23 protein-coding genes are annotated in these 25,554 nt (G+C 73.7%); 4 read left to right on the top strand and 19 right to left on the bottom strand.

All coding sequences use genetic code 11. The features are described from left to right. Positions 1–153: 153 nt before the first annotated feature. Positions 154–1,842, bottom strand: coding sequence for a hypothetical protein (locus tag ACOTKD_RS26835; protein WP_424891541.1), 1,689 nt, complete (start codon positions 1,840–1,842; stop codon positions 154–156). Between the two features lie 552 nt (positions 1,843–2,394). After that, on the bottom strand, positions 2,395–3,645 hold the full coding sequence (gene purD / locus ACOTKD_RS26830; protein ID WP_424891597.1) for a phosphoribosylamine--glycine ligase: 1,251 nt from the start codon (positions 3,643–3,645) through the stop codon (positions 2,395–2,397). Positions 3,646–3,953: 308 nt separating this feature from the next. On the opposite strand from purD, the gene ACOTKD_RS26825 reads away from it, so the two are divergent. Further along, positions 3,954–4,685: an SLATT domain-containing protein gene (locus ACOTKD_RS26825; RefSeq protein WP_030367034.1), complete on the top strand. Its 732-nt coding sequence runs from the start codon at positions 3,954–3,956 to the stop codon at positions 4,683–4,685. Positions 4,686–4,773: 88 nt separating this feature from the next. On the opposite strand, the gene ACOTKD_RS26820 is transcribed toward ACOTKD_RS26825, so the two are convergent. The 3 genes from ACOTKD_RS26820 to ACOTKD_RS26810 form a co-directional block, all read right to left on the bottom strand. Further along, positions 4,774–5,424, bottom strand: coding sequence for a hypothetical protein (locus ACOTKD_RS26820; protein WP_235481141.1), 651 nt, complete (start codon positions 5,422–5,424; stop codon positions 4,774–4,776). A gap of 74 nt (positions 5,425–5,498) precedes the next feature. Further along, a complete protein-coding gene (locus tag ACOTKD_RS26815; RefSeq protein ID WP_424891540.1) occupies positions 5,499–6,173 on the bottom strand; it encodes a GntR family transcriptional regulator in 675 nt (224 codons plus the stop codon). 242 nt (positions 6,174–6,415) lie between these two features. After that, on the bottom strand, positions 6,416–7,771 hold the full coding sequence (locus tag ACOTKD_RS26810) for an aspartate aminotransferase family protein (RefSeq protein WP_424891539.1): 1,356 nt from the start codon (positions 7,769–7,771) through the stop codon (positions 6,416–6,418). 325 nt (positions 7,772–8,096) lie between these two features. Here ACOTKD_RS26810 and ACOTKD_RS26805 point away from each other — a divergent pair, with 325 nt between their 5' ends. Both ACOTKD_RS26805 and ACOTKD_RS26800 read left to right on the top strand, forming a co-directional pair. Beyond that, positions 8,097–8,300 carry a cold-shock protein gene (locus tag ACOTKD_RS26805; RefSeq protein WP_030367030.1) on the top strand — a complete coding sequence of 68 codons (204 nt, stop codon included), beginning with the start codon at positions 8,097–8,099 and terminating at the stop codon, positions 8,298–8,300. Positions 8,301–8,434: 134 nt separating this feature from the next. Further along, positions 8,435–10,237 carry a serine/threonine-protein kinase gene (locus tag ACOTKD_RS26800; RefSeq protein ID WP_424891538.1) on the top strand — a complete coding sequence of 601 codons (1,803 nt, stop codon included), beginning with the start codon at positions 8,435–8,437 and terminating at the stop codon, positions 10,235–10,237. A gap of 105 nt (positions 10,238–10,342) precedes the next feature. Here ACOTKD_RS26800 and ACOTKD_RS26795 read toward each other — a convergent pair whose 3' ends face one another. Further along, positions 10,343–11,629 carry an adenylosuccinate synthase gene (locus ACOTKD_RS26795; protein ID WP_424891537.1) on the bottom strand — a complete coding sequence of 429 codons (1,287 nt, stop codon included), beginning with the start codon at positions 11,627–11,629 and terminating at the stop codon, positions 10,343–10,345. 265 nt (positions 11,630–11,894) lie between these two features. On the opposite strand from ACOTKD_RS26795, the gene ACOTKD_RS26790 reads away from it, so the two are divergent. Continuing rightward, positions 11,895–12,884 carry a hypothetical protein gene (locus ACOTKD_RS26790; protein ID WP_424891536.1) on the top strand — a complete coding sequence of 330 codons (990 nt, stop codon included), beginning with the start codon at positions 11,895–11,897 and terminating at the stop codon, positions 12,882–12,884. A 260-nt stretch (positions 12,885–13,144) separates the two neighbouring features. Here the strand turns inward: ACOTKD_RS26790 and ACOTKD_RS26785 are convergent, their stop codons facing one another. The 13 genes from ACOTKD_RS26785 to ACOTKD_RS26725 form a co-directional block, all read right to left on the bottom strand. Further along, on the bottom strand, positions 13,145–13,804 hold the full coding sequence (locus ACOTKD_RS26785; protein WP_424891535.1) for a response regulator: 660 nt from the start codon (positions 13,802–13,804) through the stop codon (positions 13,145–13,147). Continuing rightward, positions 13,801–15,087: a sensor histidine kinase gene (locus tag ACOTKD_RS26780; protein WP_424891596.1), complete on the bottom strand. Its 1,287-nt coding sequence runs from the start codon at positions 15,085–15,087 to the stop codon at positions 13,801–13,803. The genes ACOTKD_RS26785 and ACOTKD_RS26780 overlap by 4 nt, the downstream gene beginning before the upstream one ends. Before the next feature lie 109 nt (positions 15,088–15,196). Beyond that, positions 15,197–15,946 carry an alpha/beta hydrolase gene (locus ACOTKD_RS26775; protein WP_424891534.1) on the bottom strand — a complete coding sequence of 250 codons (750 nt, stop codon included), beginning with the start codon at positions 15,944–15,946 and terminating at the stop codon, positions 15,197–15,199. Continuing rightward, positions 15,943–17,160, bottom strand: coding sequence for a kynureninase (gene kynU / locus ACOTKD_RS26770; protein WP_424891533.1), 1,218 nt, complete (start codon positions 17,158–17,160; stop codon positions 15,943–15,945). Before kynU ends, ACOTKD_RS26775 begins: the two co-directional genes overlap by 4 nt. Next, on the bottom strand, positions 17,153–18,070 hold the full coding sequence (locus tag ACOTKD_RS26765) for a tryptophan 2,3-dioxygenase family protein (protein ID WP_424891532.1): 918 nt from the start codon (positions 18,068–18,070) through the stop codon (positions 17,153–17,155). Before ACOTKD_RS26765 ends, kynU begins: the two co-directional genes overlap by 8 nt. A gap of 97 nt (positions 18,071–18,167) precedes the next feature. Continuing rightward, positions 18,168–18,581 (bottom strand): DUF3151 domain-containing protein, encoded by a 414-nt coding sequence (locus tag ACOTKD_RS26760; RefSeq protein WP_424891531.1) that lies wholly within the window; start codon positions 18,579–18,581, stop codon positions 18,168–18,170. Between the two features lie 119 nt (positions 18,582–18,700). Beyond that, positions 18,701–20,167: an MFS transporter gene (locus ACOTKD_RS26755; RefSeq protein WP_424891595.1), complete on the bottom strand. Its 1,467-nt coding sequence runs from the start codon at positions 20,165–20,167 to the stop codon at positions 18,701–18,703. Positions 20,168–20,408: 241 nt separating this feature from the next. Beyond that, entirely contained in the window at positions 20,409–21,431 is a 1,023-nt protein-coding gene (fbaA, locus tag ACOTKD_RS26750; RefSeq protein ID WP_058047511.1) for a class II fructose-bisphosphate aldolase, read from the bottom strand. 210 nt (positions 21,432–21,641) lie between these two features. Next, entirely contained in the window at positions 21,642–22,184 is a 543-nt protein-coding gene (gene pyrE / locus ACOTKD_RS26745) for an orotate phosphoribosyltransferase (protein ID WP_424891530.1), read from the bottom strand. A gap of 71 nt (positions 22,185–22,255) precedes the next feature. Beyond that, a complete protein-coding gene (locus ACOTKD_RS26740) occupies positions 22,256–23,035 on the bottom strand; it encodes an aldose 1-epimerase (RefSeq protein WP_424891594.1) in 780 nt (259 codons plus the stop codon). Between the two features lie 121 nt (positions 23,036–23,156). Further along, complete coding sequence (locus tag ACOTKD_RS26735; RefSeq protein ID WP_302862171.1) at positions 23,157–23,954, bottom strand: SRPBCC domain-containing protein; 798 nt, start codon at positions 23,952–23,954, stop codon at positions 23,157–23,159. 146 nt (positions 23,955–24,100) lie between these two features. Continuing rightward, a complete protein-coding gene (locus ACOTKD_RS26730) occupies positions 24,101–24,751 on the bottom strand; it encodes an NAD(P)-dependent oxidoreductase (protein WP_424891529.1) in 651 nt (216 codons plus the stop codon). A 108-nt stretch (positions 24,752–24,859) separates the two neighbouring features. Further along, entirely contained in the window at positions 24,860–25,501 is a 642-nt protein-coding gene (locus tag ACOTKD_RS26725) for a DsbA family protein (protein WP_424891528.1), read from the bottom strand. Between the last annotated feature and the right edge of the window lie 53 nt (positions 25,502–25,554).

The raw sequence follows: 25,554 nt of genomic DNA, 5'->3' as shown, positions 1-25,554 counted from the left end.
ATCCCGGTGCCCGGGCGCGGCTCCCTGCAGTCACTGGCGCACAGCAGCCCCCAGCACATCACATACTGCGCCCGCCTCGTCACCGCTCGTCGTGAAATTCCCCGGTAAGTGACAGGGCGAAGGATCACCGAGTGTCACGGGGGTCACCGGGGCTCACACCAGGCGGACGGGCTTCTCGGGGCGGACCCCTACCTCGCCGAGCCAGGCGCGCAGCGGCGCGTCGTCGCCGTCCTCGATCAGGCTGAGGACCGTGCGGGCCAGGTCGGGGCGGCGGGCGCCGCCGACCAGCAGGGCCGGGCCGTCCAGCCAGTCCAGGCCCGGGGCGGCGCCGGCGGTGTCCACGGCGGCACAGCAGACCATGGCCGTGACGTGGTCGGCGAGCAGCTCGCGGCCGCTGCGGGGCGGCTGGAGGGGGAAGAGGGGCGCGAGGCCGTCCACCCAGGGCTCGGCCGTGGCCGCCGCGCCGAAGGCCCTCTGCTGCGCCGTGAGCGCCTCCTGGGCCGCCTCCCGGGCCACCTCGGCACCGAGCCGGGCGCCCAGCTCCTCCGCGACCCCGTCCACGGCGGGGCCCGCCAGCCGCTCCAGGACGCGGGCCACGGTCGGGGCGGCGGCCAGGCCCGCCGGGGCCGCGGGGACGGGGGTGAGGGCCGGCAGGGCGTCCACGACGTCGAGGACGCGGTGCAGGCGGGCGGCTTCCAGCCGCCACTTGCGGTCCACGACCTCCTCCGGATACTGGCTCCAGGCCACCGGCAGCCAGTCCGGGCCCGTGTCGGGCGGGCCGCCGTGGAAGAGCCGGGCGGCCAGCAGGGACGCGGCCTCGTCGATCGCGCCGGGCTCCTCCAGCAGATCGCAGGCCGGGCGCTCGCCCAGCCGGGAGGCGAAACCCTCCGCGAGGCGGTCGCGGCGGGAGAGCTCGGTGAGCGCGGAGACGACGCCCGCGTCGAGGCGGGAGGGCCAGCGGCCCATGCGCCAGGCGGGCAGCGCGACCCTGTTGAGCAGCCGGTCCCAGCCGGCGTAGGCCAGGCCGACCTGCTCCTGGGCGACGATCCGCAGGCCGTAGTCCACGCTCTGGGCGCGCTCGGAGGCGGCCGCCGCGACCCCCCGCTCCATCTCGGCCGCGTGCCCCCGGCAGGAGTGCAGCAGCAGCCGGGCCACGCCGCCGACGAACGCCAGGGCGGGCCGGCCCGCCGAGACCGCCACGGCGGCGTCCAGCCCGCGGACGAAGCGGCGGGCGGCGGCTATGTCGGGGTGGGCCGAGGGACCCGTGCCCGCGACGACCGGCGCCAGCAGGGCGCGCAGCTCGGCGACGCGCATCCACCACAGGAACGGCGATCCGATCACCAGCACCGGCGCCGCCGTGGAGCGGCGGCGCGGGCGCAGGGTGCGCGGGGGGCCGTTCGCGGCGCCGTGCGGCGAGCCGTGGGCCGGGTGGGTGCGGTCCTCCAGCCAGCTGTCGCAGTCGGGGGTGAGGGCCATCGCCGACGGGGCCGGGACCTCCAGCCGCTCCGCGAGGTCGCGGACGAGGCGGTAGAGGTCGGGCGCCTTCTCCTCGGGGATGGGGACCGTGGGGCTCAGGGCCGGTCTGGCCCGGACGACCACGGCGGCGACCGTGGCCGCGAGGGCCAGGGCGAGGACCGCGGCGCCGGTGAACGCCCAGCGGGCGGCGGACCAGGCGCCGCCGTCCGGGATGCGCCCCATGGCGATGCCCGCCGCCAGCACGGCGGCGGCTGCCGCGGGCAGCAGGGCGACGGCCAGCGCGGCGCTGCGGATGCGCAGCACCGCGAGGGCTTGGGCGCGTGCGACGAGCACGCCTGTTTCCGGACCTGCCACGAGACCGATCACCCCCTGTTGCCAGTTTGTGCTCCGTCGGAACGCGGACCGAGGAGTGCGACAGCGGACGCAACGCCGGGGGCGTTGCCTTTCCCCCCACTGTGGCACCGGCCTCTGACATCGCAATGCCGGTGGGCCAGTTGCCTGATTCCGGCACCGTGGCACCGGCCTCTGCCCGGCACCGCGCTTGCGCCGCACCCTAGTTGGGGGTGGGGCGCGCGTCAGCTAGTTAGCCAACCGGTCACTCGATGGAATGGCTTTGGTCAAAGCCGGGGCCCTGGCCGGGCGGGCTCGACGTATAGGGGGCGTGAGCCCACTGGCCGGTACGGGGGTGCGCCCCTTGCCGCGGGCAAGCAATCCGCCGCGGCGGTGGCCGGCCCCCTCGCCTGACCGGCGGTGCCGTGCCCGACCGAGGACCGTCGGGCACCGCCGGTCACCTCCGGTGGGGGTTGCGCGCCATTGCGGCGGGACGGAGAGGCCTGAGACCTCTCGACCCGGCGAGCCGCTGTCGCCGCAGGCGCGCATCCCCTTGCCGCAGGCAAGGGGATCCAGCGCCCGGTGACTCTACGAGCCCTCCGCCGCCCGCGCAGCGATGTCCGTGCGGTGGTGGGAGCCGGCCAGGCGGACGTGGGACAGCGCCTCGTACGCGTGCGTGCGGGCGTCCCGCAGGGACGGGCCCGTGGCCGTCACCGACAGGACGCGGCCGCCGGCGCTGACCACGCGGCCCTCCGCGTCCCGGGCCGTGCCCGCGTGGAGGACGTACGCGTCGCCGGTCGCCCCGGCCTCCTCCAGGCCCTCGATGACATCGCCCGTGCGCGGCGTCCCCGGGTAGTTGTGCGAGGCGACGACGACCGTGACGGCGGCGCCGTCGCTCCACCGCAGCGGCGGCACGGACGCGAGCGTCCCGGTGGCCGCGGCGTGCAGCAGCCCGGCCAGGGGCGTCTTCAGGCGGGCGAGGACGACCTGCGTCTCGGGGTCGCCGAAGCGGGCGTTGAACTCGATCACGCGGACGCCGCGCGAGGTGATCGCGAGACCGGCGTAGAGCAGGCCGGAGAAGGGCGTGCCGCGGCGCCGCAGCTCGTCCACGGTGGGCTGCAGGACCGTCTGCAGGACCTCGTCGACCAGCTTGGGGTCGGCCCAGGGCAGCGGGGAGTACGCGCCCATGCCGCCCGTGTTCGGCCCCTCGTCGCCGTCGAGGGCGCGCTTGAAGTCCTGGGCGGGCTGGAGGGGGACGACGGTCTCGCCGTCGGTGACGGCGAAGAGGGAGACCTCGGGGCCGTCCAGGAACTCCTCGATCACGACGCGGCCGCAGGCCAGCGCGTGCTCGCGGGCGACGCCCAGGTCACCGGTGACGACGACGCCCTTGCCGGCGGCCAGGCCGTCGTCCTTGACGACGTACGGCGCGCCGAAGGCGTCGAGCGCGGCGTCGATCTCCGCGGGCGTGGTGCACACGTAGGCGCGGGCCGTGGGCACGCCGGCCGCCGCCATGACGTCCTTGGCGAACGCCTTGGAGCCCTCCAGCTCCGCGGCCCGCGCCGAGGGGCCGAAGACGGCGAAGCCCCGCTCGCGCAGGACGTCGGAGACACCTGCGACCAGCGGGGCCTCGGGGCCGACGACCACCAGGTCCGCGCCCAGGGACGCGGCGAGGTCGGCGACCGCCGCGCCGTCGAGGGCGTCCACCTGGTGCACCTCGGCGACCTCGGCGATCCCGGCATTGCCGGGGGCGCAGTGCAGCGCGGTGACGTCGGGATCGAGGGAGAGTGAGCGGCACAGGGCGTGTTCGCGGGCGCCGCCGCCGATGACGAGGACCTTCACACCGGTCACCCTATTGCCTCGTCGACTGATCGCTTTCCAGGGGCCGTACGACGATCCGTACGACAAGACGCGAACACGGCGCAGAAACGTCACTGCGTCGGCCCCGTACGGCCGGGCGTTACGCCTGCGGCAACAGCGCGACCGTACCCCCGCCCCCGTGACCCACTCGTTCGGGTGATGTCGATCCGCGGCTTATACCGGATTCCTCAGCGCTTACGGGCGGAAAAGCAGCGATCTTGTCCCCAAGACCGACCGTTCGGCGGTAGGAAGGTGGCTCGCGATCCGCATGCGGCAGAGGGAGTGCACGGGTGAGCCAGCCGGAGATGCAGCCCGAGGGGCTCCCCCGCGAGCAGAGTGGGAGGCACCGCGGCGATTTGCGCGGCCGCACCTTCCCGCTCGGCGACTGGGGGGAACCCGCGGAGCGTCTCGATGAGCTGTACCGCTGGGTGGAGAACGGCGCGCTGTATCTGGTCGACTGGTATCTGGCGGACCGCGCCTGGAAACGCAGGTGGGCGCGCGCGCTGCGCATCGGCGCCGCGGCCTGCGCGGTGGTGGGCTCGGCCCTGCCGCTGCTGCAGCTGACGAACGTCGTCCGCACCGGCTGCGCGTGGGGGTTCCTGGTGCTGCTCGGGTCGGTCGCCTGCGTCGCCTGCGACCGCTACTTCGGCCTGACGTCCGGGTGGATGCGGGCCGTCGCCACGGCGCAGGCCGTGCAGCGGCGGCTGGAGGCGCTGCAGTTCGACTGGGCGTCGGAGTGCGTCCGCGAGGTGCTCGGCCCGACGGAGGGCACGGCCAGCGAGGCGGCCGAGCGCTGCCTGAGCGTCCTGCGCCGCTTCTCCGAGGACGTCTCCGAGCTCGTCCGGGCGGAGACGGCCGACTGGATGGTGGAGTTCCGCGCGGGGCCGACGCCGCTGCTCACGCAGTCGCTGGTGTCGTGGGGCCCCCGGGGGGAGGGCGGCGGCCCGCTGCCGCGCTTCCCGCTGCCCCCCGGCACCCGGCCGAACATGCCGCGGCAGCGTCCGCCGGAGTCCCCGCGCTGACGGAGTCCCCGCGCCGGTCCTTCCCGGTCCGCCCCGGTCCGCCCGGACGAGCAGCACGGACGGCGCCGGACGGACGGCGCAGGCGCCCTCAGCTGAAGACGATCATCGACCCCTGGCCCAGACTGCGCGTCGCCGCGGCGTGCAGCCCCAGCCAGACGTGCCGCTCCCGCGCGAAGGGGCTGTCGTCCTCCGGCCCGGGCGCGGCCCGCTCCTCCAGCCCCGTGGGCCGCTCCGGAGCGGCGGGCGCGGCGGGAGGGTTGTCGGGATCTATGCCCAGCACCGGTGCCACCGCGTGCAGTTCGCGCAGCAGGCCCTGGCTGGACCCCAAGGGGCCGCCACCCTCCAGGAGTTCGTCATTGGTCAGCGGGTGCGCGAAGTCCACCGGGACGTACGCGCCGGCGTGGTCGTAGTGCCACACCAGGTGGGACTGCTGCGCCGTGGTCTCGAACATCTCCAGCAACTGCTCGTAGTCCCCGCCCAGTTCGTCCACGGGGGTGACGGCGAGGCCGCACAGGTTGAGCATGTGGGCGCGGCGCAGGAAGTGCAGCGCGTCGTAGTCGAAGCCCGCGACGGGCGCCACGTCGCCGGAGAGCCCCGGCATGTACCCGAAGACCGGCACGGGCGGCAGCCCGGCCTCGCCGAGCGCCTTGTCGTACGCGGCGATCTCCTCGGCGAAGGGGTTGTCGGGGCTGTGACACAGCACGTCGACGAGGGGGACCAGCCAGAGGTCACAGGCCACGTGAACTCGCTCTCGTTCGCGACGACACAACGTGATGCGATGGTCGGGCCAGAGTAGTGCCGCCGGGCCGGTTGTCATACCGGGCGGGAGGCCTCGATCAGCGCCAGGGAGTGCTGGTTGTACGCGGTGATGATCCGCTCCGTCTCGGCCGCGTTCTGCTGGGCCACGGCCTCGACGAGTTCGCTGTGGCCGTCCCACAGGCGGCCCCGGAGGGTGGGCATGCGGCGCAGCAGCGGGACGGTGAAGACCCAGCCCTGCACCCGGACCGTATTGAGGAAGTCGGATATGTACGGGTTGCCCACGATCGCGGCGAGCTCGCGCCAGAAGCGGAGGTCGTAGCCGATGAGGATGTCCAGGTCGCCCGCGGCGGCGGCCCGCGCGGCCTCCTCGGCCCGGCGCCGGACGGAGGCCAGCGCGGCCGGGGTGACGCTGCGCAGCGCGCGGTCCGGGGAGCGGCGGAAGATGCCCTCGACGATCAGCGAGCGGGCCTCGACCATGTCCCGGAAGTCGGCGTACGTGAATTCGCGCACGCGGTAGCCCTTGTGCATCTCCACGTCGAGCAGACCTTGCGCGCACAGGTCGAGCAGCGCCTCGCGCACGGGTGTGGCCGAGACGCCGTACTGCTCGGCGATCTCCTTGACCGTGAACGGGCGGCCCGCGGGGAGCCGCCCCGCTATGACCTCGTCGCGCAAGGCATCGGCGATCTGCTCGCGCAGCGTCGTGCGTCTGACAGCCTCGCTGCCCGGCATCTGTCTCCGTCTCCCCTTCCCCAGCCGCGCGCCATTCTGCGGGCGGCCCTCGCAAACGATATGCGAGGGCCGTCTTGGGCAATATGGCCGTGCGCACAGGAACGGGGCACGGTACCCCATGCGGGGTTGCGCCCTTACGAGTGGGCTCGGGTGGTTCGGCGCCGCCGGTCACCTTTGCGGCGGTTGCTCCCCCGGCTACCGCCGGGAGGTGCCCCCGGCCGCGGCGGGGGGAGTGGGTGGCGTCACACGGTGTACGCGTCGGCCACCGCCAGGGCCGCGTCGAGGATCACCAGGCCCTCCTTGGCCTCTTCCTCCGTGATCGTGCACGGCGGCACCACGTGGGTGCGGTTCATGTTCACGAACGGCCACAGGCCGTTCTGCTTGCAGGCGGCGGTGAACGCCGTCATCGCCTCGCCCGCCGCCGCGTAGGGCACCAGCGGCTCGCGCGTGGCCCGGTCGCGGACCAGCTCCACGGCCCAGAAGGCGCCCAGGCCGCGCACCTCGCCGACGCTCGGGTGCCGCTCGGCGAGCTCGCGCAGGCCGGGGCCGAGGACCTGCTCGCCGATCCGGGCGGCGTTCTCCACGATGCCCTCCTCGGCCATGGCGTTGATCGTCGCCACGGCGGAGGCGCAGGCCAGGGGGTGCCCGGAGTAGGTGAGCCCGCGGGGGTTGGGACGTTGGTCGATGGGGGCGGCGATCTCCGCGGAGAGCGCGACGCCGCCGAGCGGCACGTAGCCGGAGTTGACGCCCTTGGCGAAGGTCAGCAGGTCGGGGACGACGCCGAAGTGGTCGGCGGCGAACCAGCGGCCCGTACGGCCGAAGCCCGCCATGACCTCGTCGAGGACGAACACGATGCCGTGCCGGTCGCAGATCTCCCGCACGCCGGGCAGGTAGCCGGGCGGCGGCACCATGATCCCGGCCGTGCCGGGGACCGTCTCCAGGACGATCGCGGCGATCGTGGCCGGGCCCTCGAAGGCGATCGTGTCCTCCAGGTGCCGCAGCGCCCGCTCGCACTCCTGCTGTTCGCCGTCCGAGTGGAAGGGCGAGCGGTAGAGGAACGGCGCCCAGAAGTGCACCACGCCCGCGGAGGCGGTGTCGGAGGGCCAGCGGCGCGGGTCGCCGGTGAGGTTGATGGCCGCGGCGGTCGCGCCGTGGTACGAGCGGTAGGCGCTCAGGACCTTGGGCCGGCCCGTGTGCAGGCGGGCCATCCGCACCGCGTTCTCGACCGCCTCCGCACCGCCGTTGGTGAAGAAGATCTTGTCGAGGTCGCCGGGGGTGCGCTCGGCGATCAGCCGCGCGGCCTCGGAGCGCACGTCCACCGCGAAGCCCGGCGCGATCGTGCACAGCCGCGCCGCCTGCTCCTGGATCGCGGCGACGACCTTGGGGTGCTGGTGGCCGATGTTGGTGTTGACGAGCTGGGAGGAGAAGTCGAGGTAGCGGTTGCCGTCGTAGTCCCAGAACCAGGAGCCCTCGGCGCCCGCGACGGCCAGCGGGTCGATGAGGCCCTGCGCGGACCAGGAGTGGAAGACGTGTGCTCGGTCGGTGGCCTTGACGGCGGCGCCGGCGGCGGGGTCGGCGGCGGGGTGCGGGGTGCTCACGGTCGGCTCCCTGGTGCTCGGGCTGGGCTCTGGGACGGGCAACGGCCAGCGTAGGCAGGCCCGGAGCGGCCCGACACCGGCACTGTGTACGGCTCTTGCCGCGCCCGGCGACACACTGCCGGGCCGCGCGGCACGCCGCGTCGACCGGCGAAATTCACAAATTCCGCGAACGGGACGAGTCGCATGCTACGGTCACTTTCCGTTGCAGTTATGGACCCGGTCATATGCGCGCCTGAAGGTCTGCGACCTTCAGGCGCTGCTTGTTTGGCTGCTGCGCTTTTTAGGTGCCCGGAATTCCGGCACCGCCGCCATCGAGGAGATCATCTTGGCTACCGGCATCGTGAAGTGGTTCAACTCCGAAAAGGGATTCGGCTTCATCGCCCAGGACGGCGGCGGCGCCGACGTCTTCGCCCACTACTCCAACATCGCTACCCAGGGGTTCCGGGAACTTCAGGAGGGCCAGAAGGTCACCTTCGACGTCACCCAGGGACAGAAGGGCCCCCAGGCGGAGAACATCATTCCCGCCTGACCCGCTCCCGGCCCGTGCCGGGATCACCAGCGGTCCGGACCGGGGCCACGTACTTTCCGAGTGCGGGGTCCCGGTTCTTTGTGCTCCCGCTATTCTCCGCAAGGAAAACACGGGGGACACGGAGGACCTGACCCATGGACAGTCTGAGGCCGGACGATCCACGCACACTCGGCGCGTACCGGCTGCTCGGGCGGCTCGGAGCCGGCGGCATGGGCCGCGTCTTCCTGGCCCGCTCCGACCGGGGCCGCACGGTGGCCGTCAAGCTCGTCCACCGCGAGCTGGCCGGCCAGGAGGAGTTCCGGCGGCGCTTCCGCCAGGAGGTGCGCAGCGCCCGTCAGGTCGGCGGCGAGTGGACCGCGCCCGTCCTCGACGCGGACACCGAGGCCGAAGTCCCCTGGGTCGCCACCGGCTACATCGCCGGCCCCTCCCTGCGGCAGGTCGTCGACCGGGACTTCGGGCCGCTGCCCGAGCGCTCCGTGCGCATCCTCGGCGCCGGGCTCGCGCGCGCCCTGCAGGCCGTCCACGCCGCGGGCATCGTCCACCGCGACCTCAAGCCGTCCAACGTGCTCGTCACCCTCGACGGCCCGCGCGTCATCGACTTCGGCATCGCCCGCGCCCTGGAGACCGTCACCGACGGCGATGGACTCACCCGCACCGGCGCGGCCGTCGGCTCCCCCGGCTTCATGTCGCCCGAGCAGGTGCGCGGCGGCGCGGTCACACCCGCCAGCGACGTCTTCTGCCTCGGCTCGGTGCTGGCCTACGCGGCCTCCGGCCGGATGCCGTTCGGCACGGCCGACAGCGGCGTGCACGCCCTCATGTACCGGATCGCGGAGGAGCAGCCGGACCTGACCGGGGTGCCGGCCGGACTGCGCCCGCTCATCACGTCGTTCCTCGCCAAGGACCCGCAGGAACGGCCGACGCCCGCGCAGGTCCTGGAGGTCACCGGCGTCGAGGAGGTGCTCGGCGACCTGCGCTCCGCGGAGCCCTGGCTGCCGGCCGGCCTCGTCGCCCAGCTCGGGCGGCACGCCGTCCAGTTGCTCGACGTGGAGGAGCCCGTAACGGACCCCGCTCCGGCGGGTGACGGGCACGCGCCGACGGCGATATCCCCGGCGGCGGCGCCCCTGCCCCCGGCGCAGCCGCAGCCGCTGCCGCCCGTGCGGCAGGACCCGCCGACCGTCACCGCGGGAAGCACACCGCCGCCGGCGCAGCCCCTGCCGCCGCACGCACCTGCCCCGGCCCCTTACGGATATCCGCAGCAGAGCCCCTACGGCCACGCCCCCGGCCCGCACGACTCGGGCAGCACGTACGTCACCGGCTACGTGCCCTACGGGCCTCCCGCGCCGCGCCGTTCGCGGACACCGGTCATCCTCGCCGCCGTGGTGGCCGCCGGGCTGATCGCGGGAGGAGGAACGGTCTTCCTGCTCAAGCAGAACGGCGCGAAGGACCACGCTTCCGGTCCGGCGAGCTCCTCCTCGCAGGCCGCCTCCCCCGGCACGACGGCCCCGTCCTCCTCGCCGGCCACCGGGTCCACGCCCGCGCCCGCCACGAGCCCGAGCACCGGCAGCGACAGTGACACCACCGGGCCCCAGGCGTTCGCCGGCACCTGGCAGTCCGGCTTCGGCGGCGGCACCCGCTCCAACACCCGGTCCATCACCATCGCGCGGGGCACGAACGCCGCCGTCACGATCGACGGGAGCGGCGTCCTCGACGACGGCACCCCGTACACCTGCCAGTGGCAGACCACGGCGACCGGCGGCGGCACCACGGGCACCCCGCTGCACCTCGGCCCGTCCCGGGTCACCCACGCGAACCCCGCCTCGGCCTGCCAGCCCGGCTCCGCCTCGGACCTCGTCCTGCTCCCGGACGGCCGGATGCGGCGCGACTTCGTCGACTCCGGCACGAAAGACGCCTCGCTGGTCTACCGGAAAACCGGCTGATACCCGAAGATCGCCTGAACGCGACGGCGCCCCGGTGGCCGAAAGCCACCGGGGCGCCGTGCATCCGCAGCGTGCCTGCGCGCGGTGCGCCCGCGCGCCGCGCGCCTACGAAAGGAACGAGTTGATCTCGATCGTCTCGTCGCGGCCAGGGCCCACGCCGATCGCGGAGATCGGCGCGCCCGACATCTCCTCCAGCGCCTTCACGTACGCCTGCGCGTTCTTCGGCAGGTCCGAGAAGGTCTTCGCCTTGGAGATGTCCTCGCTCCAGCCCGGCAGCATCTCGTAGACCGGCTTCGCGTGGTGGAAGTCGCTCTGGCTGTAGGGCAGCTCCTCGACCCGCTTGCCGTCGATCTCGTACGCGACGCAGACCGGGATCTGCTCCCAGCCGGTGAGCACGTCGAGCTTGGTGAGGAAGAAGTCCGTCAGGCCGTTGACGCGGGTGGCGTAGCGGGCGATGACCGCGTCGAACCAGCCGCAGCGGCGGTCACGGCCGGTGGTCACACCGCGCTCGCCGCCGATAGTGCGCAGCGCCTCGCCGTCCTTGTCGAACAGCTCGGTCGGGAACGGACCGGCGCCGACGCGCGTGGTGTAGGCCTTGAGGATGCCGATCACGCGGTTGATCTTCGTCGGGCCCACGCCCGTACCCGTGCAGGCACCGCCCGCGGTCGGGTTCGAGGAGGTGACGAAGGGGTACGTGCCGTGGTCGACGTCGAGCAGCGTGCCCTGGCCGCCCTCGAAGAGGACGACCTTGCCCTCGTCGATGGCGTTGTTCAGGATCAGCGTGGTGTCCGCGACGAACGGCTTGATCTGCTCGGCGTAGCCCAGCATCTCGTCGACGATCTGGGCGGCGTCGATCGCGCGGCGGTTGTAGAGCTTCGCCAGGATCTGGTTCTTGAAGTCGAGGGCAGCCTCGACCTTCTGCGTCAGGATCGACTCGTCGTAGAGGTCCTGGACGCGGATGCCCACGCGGTTGATCTTGTCCGCGTAGGTCGGGCCGATGCCGCGGCCGGTGGTGCCGATCTTCCGCTTGCCGAGGAAGCGTTCCGTCACCTTGTCGACCGTCGTGTGGTACGGCGTGATCAGGTGAGCGTTACCGCTGAGCAGCAGCTTGGACGTGTCGACGCCGCGCTCGTTCAGCCCGCTCAGCTCGGAGAGCAGGACCGCCGGGTCGACGACCACACCGTTGCCGATGACCGGGGTGCACCCCGGCGAGAGGATCCCGGAAGGGAGGAGGTGCAGCGCGTATTTCTGGTCGCCGACGACCACCGTGTGGCCGGCGTTGTTGCCACCTTGGTAGCGCACCACATAGTCCACGGATCCACCGAGGAGGTCGGTGGCCTTTCCCTTGCCCTCGTCACCCCACTGAGCACCGAGCAGCACAAGTGCGGGCACAGGCGTACACCCCTTCCGGGCGGGGCATGTCCAACGTGCGTGGTGGTGTCACCCCGCTTGCTCAGGGCGTACACCACCGCTAGAGCCGTCGAACCGGTGCCCCGGATAGACGAAGCCCCTGGCGCAACAGCGACAGGGGCTCTTGCACCGAGAGATTACCGAATATTTCGCTCGGGGGACGAACAGAAAGACCCAGGGCCCCGGGTCGCGACCGGGGGTCCGGGGGTCGTGCCCCGGGAAAAACAGCACCTGAGGAAGGACCGAGGTGTCGGCTCCAGACCCTGGCGAGCAGGCTCTGCTCGTGGTCATCGACCCGGTCGCCCGCCGCGTGGACGGCGAGTCCGTACGGATCGCGAGGGACGTGCTCCGCGGCGGCGCAGCGACCAAGATCTGTCTGCCGGAAGGGCCCGAGGAGGTCGAGCGCGCCCTGGCCCGGCGCGGCCGGCGGCGGCCCGTGGTCATCGGCGACGACCGCGCCCTGCTGCACGTGGTGACCGTCCTGCACCGCCGCCGCGAGCTGGCGGACGTGCCGGTGTCCGTCGTGCCCGTGGGGCCCCTGCCGGCCGTCTCCCTGGCCCGGACGCTGGGGGTGCCCCTGGGGCCCGTCGCGGCCGCCCGGGCCGTCCTGGACGGCATGGAGCGCCCTCTGGACCTGCTTGTGGACGACAGCGGCGGTGTGGTCCTCGGCGGGCTGTGGATCCCGGGCGGCGGCGACGGGACCGGCGGCGGGCCGGACGCGCCGGTGGGACCGGCGGGGCCTGCTGGGCCGAACGGGTCCGCGGAGGCGGATGAGGGCGGTGCGGAGGCCGTGGATCCCGCCGGTGCGGGCTCCGGCCCGGGTTGCGCGACCGCGGAAGGGGTGCCCGGCGGCGGGAGTGGCGAAGGTCACCAGCCGTGGTGGTCCCCGGCCGCGCGCACGGCCCGCTCCGCGCTCACCCTGCTGACCGGTCCCGCGGCCGCGGGCCGCGTTCCCGTGCCGGGCTGCACCCGGCTGCGGGTCGAGGCCGACGGAGAGCTGGTCACCGACCTCGACCGGCCGGTCACCCGCGTCTCCCTGACCGCCGCGGACGGCGGCCTCGCGGAGCTCGCCGTCCACACCCACGAGGCCGGCCACCCCCTGCGCTCGCGCGCCCGGCGCGTCACCGTCTCCGGGTCCGCCTTCCGCTACCGCGCGGACAACGTGCTCGCGGGGCCGGTGCGACGGCGCACGTGGACGGCCGTGCCGGGAGGGTGGCGGCTCACGCTGCCGCGGTAGCCGTCCCGGCGGGGCATTCGGACGCGGGTGCCGTGGTGGGCGGTCATTCCGCCGGACCCGCACCACGGGAGCGAGCCGCCGTTGCGGCGGGTTCTCCTTGCCGCGGCGGTGAGCCGGGCGGCGGACCGCGCACGGCCCGGTGGCCGGTCATTCCACCGGACCCGCGCCACGGGGGCGATCCGCCGTTGCGGCGGGGGCTTTCTTCCACTGCGGCGGCGAGTCGGCGTAGGCGCGTGCCCGCCGCAAGGCACCCCCGCCCCTCAGCCGCCGGGCGTGACGAGACCCGCCTCGTACGCGAAGACCGCCGCCTGCGTCCGGTCGCGCAGGCCGAGCTTCACCAGGATGCGGCTGACGTGCGTCTTGACCGTGGACTCGGCGACCACGAGGTGCGCGGCGATCTCCGAGTTGGAGCGGCCCTGCGCGACCAGCACCAGCACCTCCGTCTCCCGCTCGGTCAGCTCACCGACGCGCTCCTGCGTGGGCGGCTTGGGCGCGCCCAGCCGGGAGAACTCCTGGATGAGGCGCTTGGTGACCGTCGGCGCCAGCAGCGCCTCGCCGGCGGCGACCACGCGCACGCCGTCCGCGAGCTGCCGCGCCGAGGCGTCCTTGAGCAGGAAGCCGCTCGCTCCGGCCCGCAGCGCCTGGTAGACGTACTCGTCCAGGTCGAAGGTCGTCAGGACCAGCACCTTCGCGTCCGCGTCGGCGGCGACGATCTCCCGGGTGGCCTCCAGGCCGTTGAGCACGGGCATCCGGATGTCCATCAGGACGACGTCGGGGCGCAGAGCGGCGACCTTTTCCACAGCCTCCCTGCCGTCGACCGCCTCGCCCACGACCTCGATGTCGGGCATGGCGTTCAGCAGGACGGAGAAGCCCTCGCGGACCATCATCTGATCGTCAACGATCATCACGCGAATGGTCATGCGGCGGCCTCGCCCGGCTCCACGGGGAGGAACGCGGCGACCTCGTAGCCGCCGTCCGCCGTCGCCTCGGCCGTCATCGCGCCGCCGAGCATCGCCACGCGCTCGCGCATGCCGAGGACGCCGTGGCCGGCGCCGGGCGAGGGCTTCGCCAGCCGGTTCGGCGCGCCGTTGACCACCCGCAGGCCGAGCCCGCCCAGGACGTAGCTGACCTCGACGCGGGCCTCGGCGCCCGGCGCGTGCCGCAGGACGTTGCTGAGCGCCTCCTGAACGATCCGGTACGCCGACAGCTCCACGCCCTGCGGCAGCGGCCGCACGGCGCCCGTCGTCACGTGCTCGACGGCCAGCCCGGCCGAGCGGATGTTGCCGAGCAGCGCGGGAAGGGCCTCCAGGGTGGGCTGCGGGGCCTCCGGGTCGGCGAACGCGTCGGGGTTCTCCGACCGCACGACGCCCAGGATCCTGCGCAGCTCCGTCAGCGCCGCCACGGCGTTCTCCCGGATCGTCAGGAACGCGGCCGCGAGCTCGGGCGGGGTGTCCTGGACGCGGTACGGGGCGGCCTCCGCCTGGATGGCGACGACCGACATGTGGTGCGCGACGACGTCGTGCAGCTCCCGGGCGATGGTCGTGCGCTCCTCCAGCACGGTGCGGCGGGAGCGCTCGACCTCGGTGACGGCCGTCTGCACGGCGACCTGCTGCTTGGACTCGCGCAGCCCGCGCACGGAGAGCACCGCGACCATCACGACCGTGAACAGGACGAGCATCTCGAAGAACGCGCCGTCCAGGTAGGCCGAGCCGTACGGGCGGAGGGCCCGGAGGAAGAACGTCAGGAAGACGGCGGACGCGACGGTGAGCACCAGCATCTCGACCGCCACGCGCGTGCGGGTGCGCAGGGCCACCAGCAGCACCACGATCAGGTGCGTGGCGAAGTTCGCCGGAGAGTCGCCGACCGCTCCGTAACCGCCGAGGAACACCCCCGAGAACAGGAGCCCGGCGAGCGACAGCCACCAGGCGCCGACCGGCCGGAACATCGTCATGAGCAGCGTCGCCCCGATGAACAGGGAGGCTCCGGGCCCGAAGATGCCGCCCACGCGGGAGAGGGTCTCCAGCATGACGAAGCACGAGAACAGGGTGAGGAGGGCGTGCGGGAACCACCGTGCGTACCGGCGGGTGCGCGACGGCAGCCGGCTCACCCACCCGTGCTCGGTGGGGAGCGGCAGCAGCGGCCGGAACGCGAAGGCGTCGGTGAAGAGGTCCTCGCGGAGCCTGGCGAGGGCGCTCTTCGCCATGCGCAGCTCGTTGCGCCGGCCGGTCTCATAGGTGTCGGTCACACCATCAACCGTAGGCAACCGGAATGCGTGGGGCGTCCCCATGAATGGGGATCTCCGGGCGTCCTCCTTAAGACGGACAGGGGGAGGCCGAGGGGCGTCCCAGCGCGGCCGGCAGGGCCTCGTACGCCGCCGTGCCCGGCGTGACCGCGGCGTAGTGGCCGGCGCCCGGGAGGACCCGCAGCGTCACGTTGCTCCCCGCGGCCGCCGCGTAGGACCGGGACAGCTCCAGGGGGACGTCCGGGTCGGCTGAGCCGTGGAGGATCGTGACCGGAACGCGGGCGGGGCCGCGGAGGGCGGGATCCGCCTCCGGGTGGTGCCCGCCGCCCAGGAACTCCTCCACCGCTCCCCCGCTCAGCCCCAGCCGCCGCGCCCGGGCGAGGTCGGCGACGGGGGCCACGGCGATCACGGCGTCCACACCGGCGGTCCCGCTCGCCGCGCACAGCGCGAGGTGCCCGCCCGCCGAGTGGCCCACCAGCACGTGCCGGGCGGCCGGGCCGCTGCTGCGGACCGCTGAGGCGCGGACGGCGTCCTCGTACGTCTGCGGCCAGCCCCCGCCGCCGCCCGCGCCGACGCGGCGGTACTCCGCCAGCGCCACCTCGATGCCTCGCGCGGCCAGTGCCGCCGCGAGGGGCGCGAGGTGGCGGCGGTCGTACGCCTCGCGCCAGAACCCGCCGTGCAGCAACGTCACCCGTATCCCGGCCGGCGGCCCGGCCGGGAAGTGAAGGTCGACGACCTGGCTGGGGTGCGGGCCGTAGGGCACGGTCGCGTCGGGCGGCGCGTAGGGCAGGCCGAACAGGGCGTCCTCCTCGGCCGTCACCGCCCCTCCTCCATCGCTCCGATGACCTCGCCGAGCACGCGCGCGGCCCGTTCCGCGTCCGCGAAGCGCGTGTAGAGCGGCGTGAAACCGAACCGGAGGACATCGGGGCGGCGGTGGTCCCCGACGACGCCGCGGCGGACGAGCTCCGCCATGACCTCACCGGCCCCGGGGCCGTACCGCAGGGATATCTGGCTTCCCCGCTCCGCGTGCGCCTCCGGCGTCACGGACGCGACGCGGCCTTCCGGCACGTACGCGGCGGCACAGCGCAGGAAGAAGTCCGTGAGGGCGAGGCTCTTGGCGCGGACGGCCGCGAGGTCCACGCCGTCCCAGACGCCGAGCGCGGCGTCGAGGGCGAGGAGGGAGAGGATCTCCGGGGTGCCGACGCGGCCGCGGACCGCGCCGCCGGCGGGGGCATAGGCGGGGTCCATGGCGAAGGGGTCGGCGTGGGAGTTCCAGCCGGGGAGCGGTGAGTCGAAGCGGTCCTGCAGGGCGCGGCGCACGTAGAGGAAGGCGGGCGCACCGGGGCCGCCGTTCAGGTACTTGTACGTGCAGCCGACCGCGAAGTCCGCCCCGTCGGCGTCGAGGTGGACGGGGAGCGCGCCTGCACTGTGGCACACGTCCCACACGGTGCGGGCGCCGGCCGCGCGGACGGCCGCGGTGATACCGGGGAGGTCGTGGAGGCGGCCCGTGCGGTAGTCGACGTGGTTGACGAGGGCGACGGCCGTGCGGGGTCCGGCTTCGCGGGCCATGTCGGCCGCGGCGACGGCGCGGATCCGGCAGCCGGTCATGCGGGCGGCGGAGCGGGCGATGTAGCCGTCGGTGGGGAAGGTGGCGGCGTCCACGAGCACTTCGTCCCGGGATGCGGTGTCCGCCAGGCGAATCGCCGCCACCACCGCCTTGAAGACGTTGACGCTCGTGGAGTCACCCACGACGACCTGGCCCGGGGCCGCCCCGATCAGGCCGCCGATGCGGTCGCCGATGCGCTCCGGCGCCGTCCACCAGCCGGATTCCTCCCAGGAGCGGATGCGCAACCGCCCCCACTCGTGCCCGACGACCTCGCAGAGCCGTCCGGCGACGCCCCGCGGCAGGGCCCCGAGGGAGTTCCCGTCGAGGTAGACGACTCCGTCGTCCAGGTCGAACTCGGCGCGCTTGGCGGCCAGTCCGTCGGTGGCGTCGAGCGCCGCGGCCTCCTTGGCCAGGGCCGCCTCAGACACGGCTGCGCGCCGTCCACAGCTCGGGGAACACGTTCTTCGTGGCCCGCTTCTCCAGCCAGGCCACCCCCGGCGAGCCGCCGGTGCCCACCTTCGCGCCCATGGCCCGGCGCGTGGCCACCAGGTGGTCGTTGCGCCAGCGCCAGACGAGCTCCGCGACCTCCGTCAGCGCCTCTCCCAGCCGGCACTCCTCGCTGCCCTGGTCCCCGGCGTATATCCGCTCCCAGACCGCCTCGACCGCCGGGTCCGCCGCGTACCGCTCGGAGACGTCACGGCCGAGGACGGCCGCGGGTATCTCATGGCCGCGGCGCGCGAGATGGCGCAGCACCTCGTCGTACAGACTCGGTGCGTACAGCGCCTTCTCCAGCTCGGCGTGGATCTGCGGCGCGCCCTGGTGCGGCACCAGCATGGCCGCGGACTTGTCGCCGAGGAGGAACTCCAGCCGCCGGTGCATGGCCGACTGGAAGCCGGACGCGTCCCCCAGGGCGGAGCGGAAGGCGTTGAACTGGGCCGGGGTGAGGTGCGCCAGCGGCTCCCAGCTGGCGTTGAGGGACTGCAACTCGTAGGTGGACCGCTTGAGGGCGGCCATCGCCACCGGCAGGTCGTCCTCGCGCAGGGCGCGCGCGGCGGTCTCCCATTCGTGCACGATGACTCTGAACCAGAGCTCCATCACCTGCGTGGTGACGAGGAAGGACATCTCCCCGGGATCCTCGGAGAGCGGCTCCTGGAGGCTGCTGAGCACGGAGGCCCGCACATAGTCCTCGTACGGGGTGGTGCCGGTGAAGTGAAGGTTGGCTGCCGCGTCTTGCGAGTCGGCGGAAGCCTGTGCGTCGGAAAAAGCCTGTGGGTCGGAAGAAGTCACGTCGTCTCCCCTGCCGTCGCTCCCGGGATCGCCGGGCCATGCCGCGATCATGCGGGCCGGGCGAGGGTCACGGCAAGGGCTGTGGAAAACCCGCCGGACAGCCGGAACGCCCCGCGCGGGGCAGGGCGTTCCGGCCGTACGCCACAGGTCAGCCCAGGGTGCTGGCCGCCGTGGGCGAGCTGTCGCGCAGGAAGGCGGTGCAGCGCTCGTACTCCTCCTGCTCGCCGATCGCCTGCGCGGCGCGCGCGAGGGCGTGCAGGGCGCGCAGGAAGCCGCGGTTCGGCTCGTGCTCGAAGGGCACCGGGCCGTGGCCCTTCCAGCCGCTGCGGCGCAGCGCGTCGAGGCCGCGGTGGTAGCCGGTGCGGGCGTAGGCGTAGGACTCGACGACCCGGCCGCCCTCGAACGCCTCGTCGGCGAGCTGGGCCCAGGCGAGCGACGAGGCGGGGTACTTCGCGGCGACCTCGGAGGGGGCCGCTCCGGAGGCGAGCAGCTCGCGCGGCTCCGGGTCGTCGGGCAGGTGGGTCGGGGGCGGTCCCCCGAGCAGGTTCTCGTGAATGGACATGAGCTCCAGTTTGCCCTGTCGTCCCGCTGCCTGGGCAGGTGCCGGAGCCGCCCGTCACCGATTCCCGGCAGGGCGGACCCGGCAATTCCGGGCAGGGCGGGTACCCGGCGCGCGGGGGCTCAGGCGTCGCCCGGGTCCAGGGGCGGGGACGCCATGCCGCAGTGGTACGTGGTCTCCGGGTGGCTGGGCTCCTCGCCCGTGGGCTTGCGGGCGCGCAGGCACGTCACCCCGACCGTGAACCAGGCCAGGACCGCCCCCAGCACCAGGGAGCCCGCGCACCAGTACATCGCGCTGCGGAAGGCCCGCGAGAACGCCGCGGGGTCGCGGTAGGCGTCCGGGCCCATGCCGACCAGCAGCGGCAGCGCGGCCACCGCGACCAGGCCGGCGGCGCGGGCGGCCGCGTTGTTGATGCCGCTGGCCAGGCCGGCGCGGGCCACGTCCACGGAGGCGAGGACGGTCGCGGTGAGCGGGGCGACCAGCGCCGTCATGCCCAGGCCCAGGACCACGAGCGCGGGCAGCACATCCGCCCAGTACGAGGCGCCGGTGCCGACGCGGACCATCAGCAGCATGCCCGCGGCGCACAGCAGCGGCCCGATCGTGAGGGGCAGGCGCGGGCCGATCCGCTGGGCGATCTCCCCGGAGCGGGCCGACAGCAGCAGCATCAGCACCGTCGTGGGCAGCAGGGCCGTGCCGGCCTCCAGGGCCGACCAGCCCACCACGACCTGCAGCTGCAGCACCGAGAGGAAGAAGAAGCCGCTGAAGGCCGCGTAGACGCACACCGTCACCGCGTTGATCGACGAGAACAGGCGGTTGGAGAAGATCTGCAGCGGCAGCATCGGGGCGGGTCTGCGGGCCTCCACCCGGCAGAAGGCGATGCCCAGCAGGACGCCCGCGACGGCGGGGCCGATCACCCACGGCGAGACGCCCTTGTCGGGGGCGGCGATCAGGGCGTACGTCACGGCGCCCAGGGCGAGCGCGCCCAGGGCCGCGCCGAGGACGTCGAACCGCCCTCCCGCGCCGGGGTCGCGCGTCTCCGGTACGTACTTCAGGGCCACCGGGACGCACACCGCCGCCAGCGGCAGGTTGATCAGGAACACCCAGCGCCAGCCGGGGCCGTCCACCAGCCAGCCGCCCACGAACGGCCCGACCGCCGTGGCCACCCCGCCCAGGCCGGACCAGGCGCCGACGGCGGCGGCCCGGTCCTCCTCGCGGAAGACGGCCTGGATGAGGGCGAGCGAGCCGGGCGTGAGAAGGGCCCCGCCGATGCCCTGGAGGGCGCGGGCGGCGATGAGCACCCCGGCGTTCGGGGCGATCCCGCACAGCAGCGAGGCGAGCGCGAACCACACCACGCCGATCACGAAGACCCGCAGCCGGCCGTAGCGGTCGCCGAGCGCGCCGCCCAGCAGGATCAGGCCCGCGAGGGTGAGCATGTACGCGTTGACGGTCCACTGCAGGACCGCCAGGTCGGCGTTGAGGTCCCGGCCGATGTGCGGCAGGGCGACGTTGACGACGGTGCTGTCGAGCATCGCCATGCCCGAGCCCAGCACGGCGGTCAGCAGCACCGCGCGCCCCGTGGCGGTGCCCATGCGCACCGCGGGCCCGCCGGCGGCGGGCGCCCGCTCCGTTCCCGCTGCCCGCGCCGGCGGGGGCGGCTCGGGGCCGGGCCCGGGCGCGGGTTCCGGTGCGGAGTCGCTCATGGCGCGATCATCCCCCGGCCGGGCGCGCGCGGCCACGCGAAGGGGCCCGGTGCCGCTCGCGCGCGGCACCGGGCCCCTTCCTGAGCCGTACGGCCCTTACTTCGGCTTCGCGCCTACTTCGGCTTCGCGCCTACTTCAGCTTCGTGCCCGTGGAGCGCAGGTCCGCACACGCCTTGGTGACGCGCTCGGCCATGCTCGCCTCGGCCAGCTTGCCCCAGGTGCGCGGGTCGTAGGTCTTCTTGTCGCCGACCTCGCCGTCGACCTTCAGGACGCCGTCGTAGTTCTTGAACATGTGGGCCGCCACCGGACGGGTGAAGGCGTACTGGGTGTCGGTGTCGAGGTTCATCTTCACGACGCCGTTCTCCAGCGCGGTGCGGATCTCCTCCTCCGTGGAGCCGGAGCCGCCGTGGAAGACGAAGTCGAACGGGTCGGCCTTGCCGTGCTTGGCGGCGATGCCGTCCTGCAGGTCGCGGAGGAGCTCGGGGCGGAGCACGACGTTGCCCGGCTTGTAGACGCCGTGGACGTTGCCGAAGGAGGCGGCCAGCAGGTAGCGGCCCTTCTCGCCCAGGCCCAGCGCCTCGGCGGTGCGCTCGACGTCCGAGACGGTGGTGTAGAGGTCGTCGTTGATCTCGTGGGAGACGCCGTCCTCCTCGCCGCCGGTCGGGGTGATCTCGACCTCGAGGATGATCTTCGCCTTCACGGCCTCGGCGAGGAGCTCCTTCGCGATGGCGAGGTTCTCGTCGAGCTTCTCGGCGGAGCCGTCCCACATGTGGGACTGGAAGAGCGGGTTCTGACCGGCGGCGACGCGCTCCTGGGAGATCGCGAGCAGCGGGCGGACGTAGCCGTCCAGCTTGTCCTTCGGGCAGTGGTCGGTGTGCAGCGCGATGTTCACCGGGTACTTCTTGGCGACGACGTGCGCGAACTCGGCGAGCGCGACCGCACCCGAGACCATGTCCTTGCTGTACTGACCGCCCAGGAACTCCGCACCACCGGTGGAGATCTGGATGATGCCGTCGCTCTCCGCCTCGGCGAAGCCGCGCAGCGCAGCGTGGAGGGTCTGCGTCGAGGTGACGTTGATGGCCGGGTAGGCGAACTTGCCTGCCTTCGCCCGGTCGAGCATCTCGTTGTAGACCTCGGGGGTTGCGATGGGCATCTGTCCGCTCCTTGTGATGTGCGGGTACGGGCGTAGTGGTACGGGGCCCTGACCTAGGGGGCGACGGTCATCGTCGCCCCCATACTCCCAGACTCCCCGAATTACTCCACATGAGGTCCGCCATGCTCATATGAGCCGAGGTGTGCGCAGGGGGCGTGGTTTCACGTGAAACCACGCCCCCTGCGGCGACGCACTCATCGAAAGAGCAGGTCAGGACAGACCCAGGTCCCCCAGCGAGTAGCCCGTGACATAGCGCAGGCCCTTGCCCTCGATCGCGGAAGCGGCCCCGCGGTCGACGATCGTCGCCACCGCGACGACCTCCGCGCCCGCCTCGCGCGCCGCCTCGACGGCGGTCAGCGGGGAGCCGCCGGTGGTCGAGGTGTCCTCGACGACCAGGACGCGGCGGCCCTTGATGTCCGGACCCTCGATGCGGCGCTGCATGCCGTGGGTCTTCTGCGCCTTGCGGACGACGAAGGCATCCAGCTTGCGGCCGCGCGCGGCGGCGGCGTGCAGCATCGACGTGGCGACGGGGTCGGCGCCGAGGGTCAGGCCGCCCACGGCGTCGAAGTCCAGGTCGGCCGTGGCGTCCAGCATGACCTGGCCGACCAGCGGCGCGGCCTCGGCGTCCAGGGTGATCCGGCGCAGGTCGATGTAGTAGTCGGCCTCCTTGCCGGAGGAGAGGGTCACCTTGCCGTGGACCACGGCCTTGTCCTTGATCTGCTGCAGCAGGGCGTCACGCGTGCTCATGCCCATGAGCTTAGGCCAGCGCCCGCCGGGGCGGCGCCGCTGTCAGACCGCTGTCCGCCGGGCCGGGGCCCGCGCGCTCAGGCCGGCGTCCGCCACGTCCACGTCGTGGAGATCTCCAGCGGGTCGATCGGCGTGACGAGGCGGGGCAGGGTGTTCAGGCCGTTGGGCGGGCCGGACTGCGGCTCGACGCAGACGGCCGCTTCCTGCTCGTCGTAGATCACGACCCACTCGGCGCGGCTGGCCACCTTCAGCTCCAGGGCGCCGGGCCAGGTCAGGGTGACGTCGACGCCGTCGGGCATGCCGAAGCAGTCGTCCCAGGGGCCGGGCAGGGGGTCGATGCGGCGGCCGGTCGGGATGTGGTCGTCACCGCGCTCCTCCTGCCAGCCGGGCGTGAAGCCGAGCCGTACGTCCTCGCCGGTGCCGAGGTTCCGCAGGAACCAGGGGTGCCAGCCGGCCTGCGCCGGGAAGGAGTCGCTCGCCGCCTCCACGCCCATGGTGAGCGTGAGGGCGTCCGGGGCCAGTTCGACCAGCTGGGTGACGCGGCCGGGGTACGGCCACGGGTCGCCGAGCTCGTAGGTGAACGCGGCGGAGGAGTCGTCCGCCCGGACCGTGCGCCACGCCGTGTCCCGGCCGGTGCCGTGGATGGCGTGCGGCGGGTGGTTGACGGGCATCTGGTGCCGCTCGCCGCCGTTGCGGAACTGCCCGAGCTCGATGCGGCCGCACCAGGGCACCATGGGGAAGCAGCCGTACTTGTCGCCCTGGCGCAGGAGTTCGGTCCCGCCGATGCGCAGGCTGGTCAGGCGGCAGCCGTGCCCGGGGTCCACGGTGAGCTCGGCGTCCCCGGCCGCGAGGTGCACCAGCCGGTCGTTCTGTGCGGGCTGTCCGGGCTCAACGGGCCCGCCGCTCACGTCATCTGTGCGTACGTCATTCGTCACGGTTACGACCCTATGGGTATGGGGCCGCCGCCGCGGGCATCCCTCAGCGGCGGCGGCGCAGCACGCGTCCCACCACGACCGCCGACGCGAGCGCGACGGCCGCGGCGGGCGCCGCCCAGCGCAGGGCGGTCGCCGTCGCCGAGCCGGCCTCGGGGGCCGGGACGGGGGCGTAGCGGCCGCGGGGCGGCGCGTGGTCGACCTCCTCGGCGCTGCGGCCGATCATCGTGCGGCGGGCGTGCGCGGCCTCGGCCGGCGGCTCGTCGTCCACGTCGTCCTCGTCGAGGTCGTCGTCGGCCAGGTCGTCCGCGAGGTCGTCGGCCGACGGGTCGAGGGAGGAGGGCGGGACGGCCGTGTCGAAGACGCTGCCGCCCTCCAGGCGGGGGCCGTCCCCGGCCTCCTCCTCGGCGTCCTCCCGCAGCTCCTCCACCAGTGCGGCGGCGAAACGGTCCAGCAGGCGGCGGGCGGTGGCCTCCGTGGTCTTCTCGTCGAACTCCGCCAGCCGGCCGCCGGTGGCCACCGTCCCGGCGCAGGTGAGCCGCGCGCCGCCGGGCGCCTCCGTCAGCAGCCCGCGCAGGGACAGCGTCACCGTGCCGGTGCCCCGCACCTCGGTGCCCTCGCCGGAGAGTTCGTACGCCCCCTCCCGCTCGGTCAGGCGCAGCCGGCCGCGGTAGGTGATGGTCGAGCCGCCTATGCGCAGCCGCAGCCGCCCGGCGACGGCCTCGCCCGAGGCGTCGGCGCTGTCCTGCTGCAGTCCGGGGACGCACCGGGCCACCCGCGCCGGGTCCGCGAGGACCCGGCGCACGGCCTCGACGGGAAACGGGACGAACACCTCATGCTCCATAGCAGCCGAGCCTACCCACCGGGCCCCTCACCAGGGCCTCTCCGGACGGATTTTCGTGGATCCCGCACCGGGACCCGGCCCCCGGAACCTCCCCCGGCCCCGGCCGCGGGGCCGGAGCCGGGGCCGGAGCCGGAGCCGGGCGGGCGTCAGTCGCCGACCGTGAAGCGCTCGCCGATGTGGTTGGCCTCCTCGATCTCGTCGACGAGGGCCACGGCGTAGTCCTCGGCGGAGATCCGGGACTTGCCGTTGCCGTCCACGACGAGGTCGTCCAGGGCGGTGCGGTACGTACCCGTGCGCTCGCCCGGCTCGATGAGGCCGGCGGGGCTGAGGTTGGTCCAGCGCACGTCGGTGACCGTGCGGTAGTAGTCGAGGGCGTCGCCGTGCGCGTGCATGATCTGCAGCAGGAACTCGGGGAGCCCCTCCGCGTCCCAGACCTGCTTGCCGTCCGGCGTGCGCAGCGAGCCGGCGCCGCCGACCGTGATCAGGCGCGGGGCCTGCTCGCCGAGCGCGCGCACGCCGGCCACCAGCGACTCGGCCGCGGGCTTGATGGTCGCGATGTGGCCGGGGCCGTCGCCGCCGCCGACCGCGCTGACCACGACGTCCTGGCCCGCGGCCACGGCCTCGACGGACTTGGGGTCGAGGACGTCGCCGGTGACGACCGTCAGGTTCTCGTGGGTCTCGGTGAGCTTCTTGGGGTCGCGGACGACGGCCGTGACCTGGTGGCCGCGGTTCAGGGCCTCGCGCAGGACGCGGCTGCCGATGGTGCCGTTGGCGCCGAAGAGGGCGATCTTCGCCATGGGGTTCTTCTCCTCAGAAGTGTGGTGCAAAGCCTGCTGAAGTGGGGTGATCAGCAGGAAGTGCCGACGTGGGGTGATCAGTGGGAAGTGGGGTGACCACTGGAGTGGTCAGTGCTGGTCGAGGGCGCGGGTGAGCCCGCGTGCGCTGGTCGTCGGGCCGCCGAGCCGCCGCAGCCCGCCGGGCGTGTGCAGCAGCAGCGTCGGGAAGCTCTCGACGCCCAGCCGCCGGACCTCGCGGAACTCCGCCTCCGCCGCGCGCCGCGTGGCCGGGTCGGCGAAGGCCGCGACGGCCGCGTCGGCGTCCACGCCGCCGAGCCCGGAGGCGACCGCCCGCACCGTCTCCGGGTCGGACAGGCTCCGCCCGTCCACGTACCAGGCGCGCTGCAGTGCACCCGCGAACTCCAGTGTCCGCTCGGGGGCCTGCTCGCGCAGCGCGGCGAGGGCCGTTGCGGCGGCGGCCGAATCGAGGACGGCCGTGCCGTCGGCGAACGCCCTGGCGTAGCCGGGGCCGAAGACCGCGCCGGTCAGCTCGCCGATCCGGGCGTCCGACCGGGGGATGTAGGGATAGGCGGACACCGGCTGCGCCCGCGAGCCGGTGAACAGCCCGCCGCTGAGCACCGCGAGTTCAATGCGCTCGGCATTCACCTCCGCGAATTCCCGGATGGTGGGTCCGTAGCCGTAGCACCAGCCGCAGTAGGCGTCGAAGGCGTAAGTGAGTTTGTACCGCGCGGTTTCTTTCTGCCGTGCCATGTCCGTCCCTGGATTTCCCTGGATCGCACCGTCTTGTGCGCTGAACCGCACTG

It is taken from the genome of Streptomyces sp. XH2, from assembly GCF_049725035.1.
In the GTDB taxonomy this organism is placed as follows: Bacteria; Actinomycetota; Actinomycetes; order Streptomycetales; family Streptomycetaceae; genus Streptomyces; species Streptomyces roseoverticillatus.
The sequence above is the reverse complement of the archived record's forward strand: the minus strand, read 5'-3'. Positions and strand labels throughout refer to the sequence as shown.

Excerpts from the sequence above, each read along its gene's own strand:
- ACOTKD_RS26815 (WP_424891540.1), bottom strand. The coding sequence starts at position 6,173 with ATGCCGGGCAGCGAGGCTGTCAGACGCACGACGCTGCGCGAGCAGATC.
- ACOTKD_RS26800 (WP_424891538.1), top strand. The coding sequence starts at position 8,435 with ATGGACAGTCTGAGGCCGGACGATCCACGCACACTCGGCGCGTACCGG.
- ACOTKD_RS26785 (WP_424891535.1), bottom strand. The coding sequence starts at position 13,804 with ATGACCATTCGCGTGATGATCGTTGACGATCAGATGATGGTCCGCGAG.
- ACOTKD_RS26780 (WP_424891596.1), bottom strand. The coding sequence starts at position 15,087 with ATGGCGAAGAGCGCCCTCGCCAGGCTCCGCGAGGACCTCTTCACCGAC.
- ACOTKD_RS26765 (WP_424891532.1), bottom strand. The coding sequence starts at position 18,070 with ATGATCGCGGCATGGCCCGGCGATCCCGGGAGCGACGGCAGGGGAGAC.
- ACOTKD_RS26760 (WP_424891531.1), bottom strand. The coding sequence starts at position 18,581 with ATGTCCATTCACGAGAACCTGCTCGGGGGACCGCCCCCGACCCACCTG.
- ACOTKD_RS26755 (WP_424891595.1), bottom strand. The coding sequence starts at position 20,167 with ATGGGCACCGCCACGGGGCGCGCGGTGCTGCTGACCGCCGTGCTGGGC.
- fbaA (WP_058047511.1), bottom strand. The coding sequence starts at position 21,431 with ATGCCCATCGCAACCCCCGAGGTCTACAACGAGATGCTCGACCGGGCG.
- pyrE (WP_424891530.1), bottom strand. The coding sequence starts at position 22,184 with ATGGGCATGAGCACGCGTGACGCCCTGCTGCAGCAGATCAAGGACAAG.
- ACOTKD_RS26735 (WP_302862171.1), bottom strand. The coding sequence starts at position 23,954 with ATGGAGCATGAGGTGTTCGTCCCGTTTCCCGTCGAGGCCGTGCGCCGG.
- ACOTKD_RS26730 (WP_424891529.1), bottom strand. The coding sequence starts at position 24,751 with ATGGCGAAGATCGCCCTCTTCGGCGCCAACGGCACCATCGGCAGCCGC.
- ACOTKD_RS26725 (WP_424891528.1), bottom strand. The coding sequence starts at position 25,501 with ATGGCACGGCAGAAAGAAACCGCGCGGTACAAACTCACTTACGCCTTC.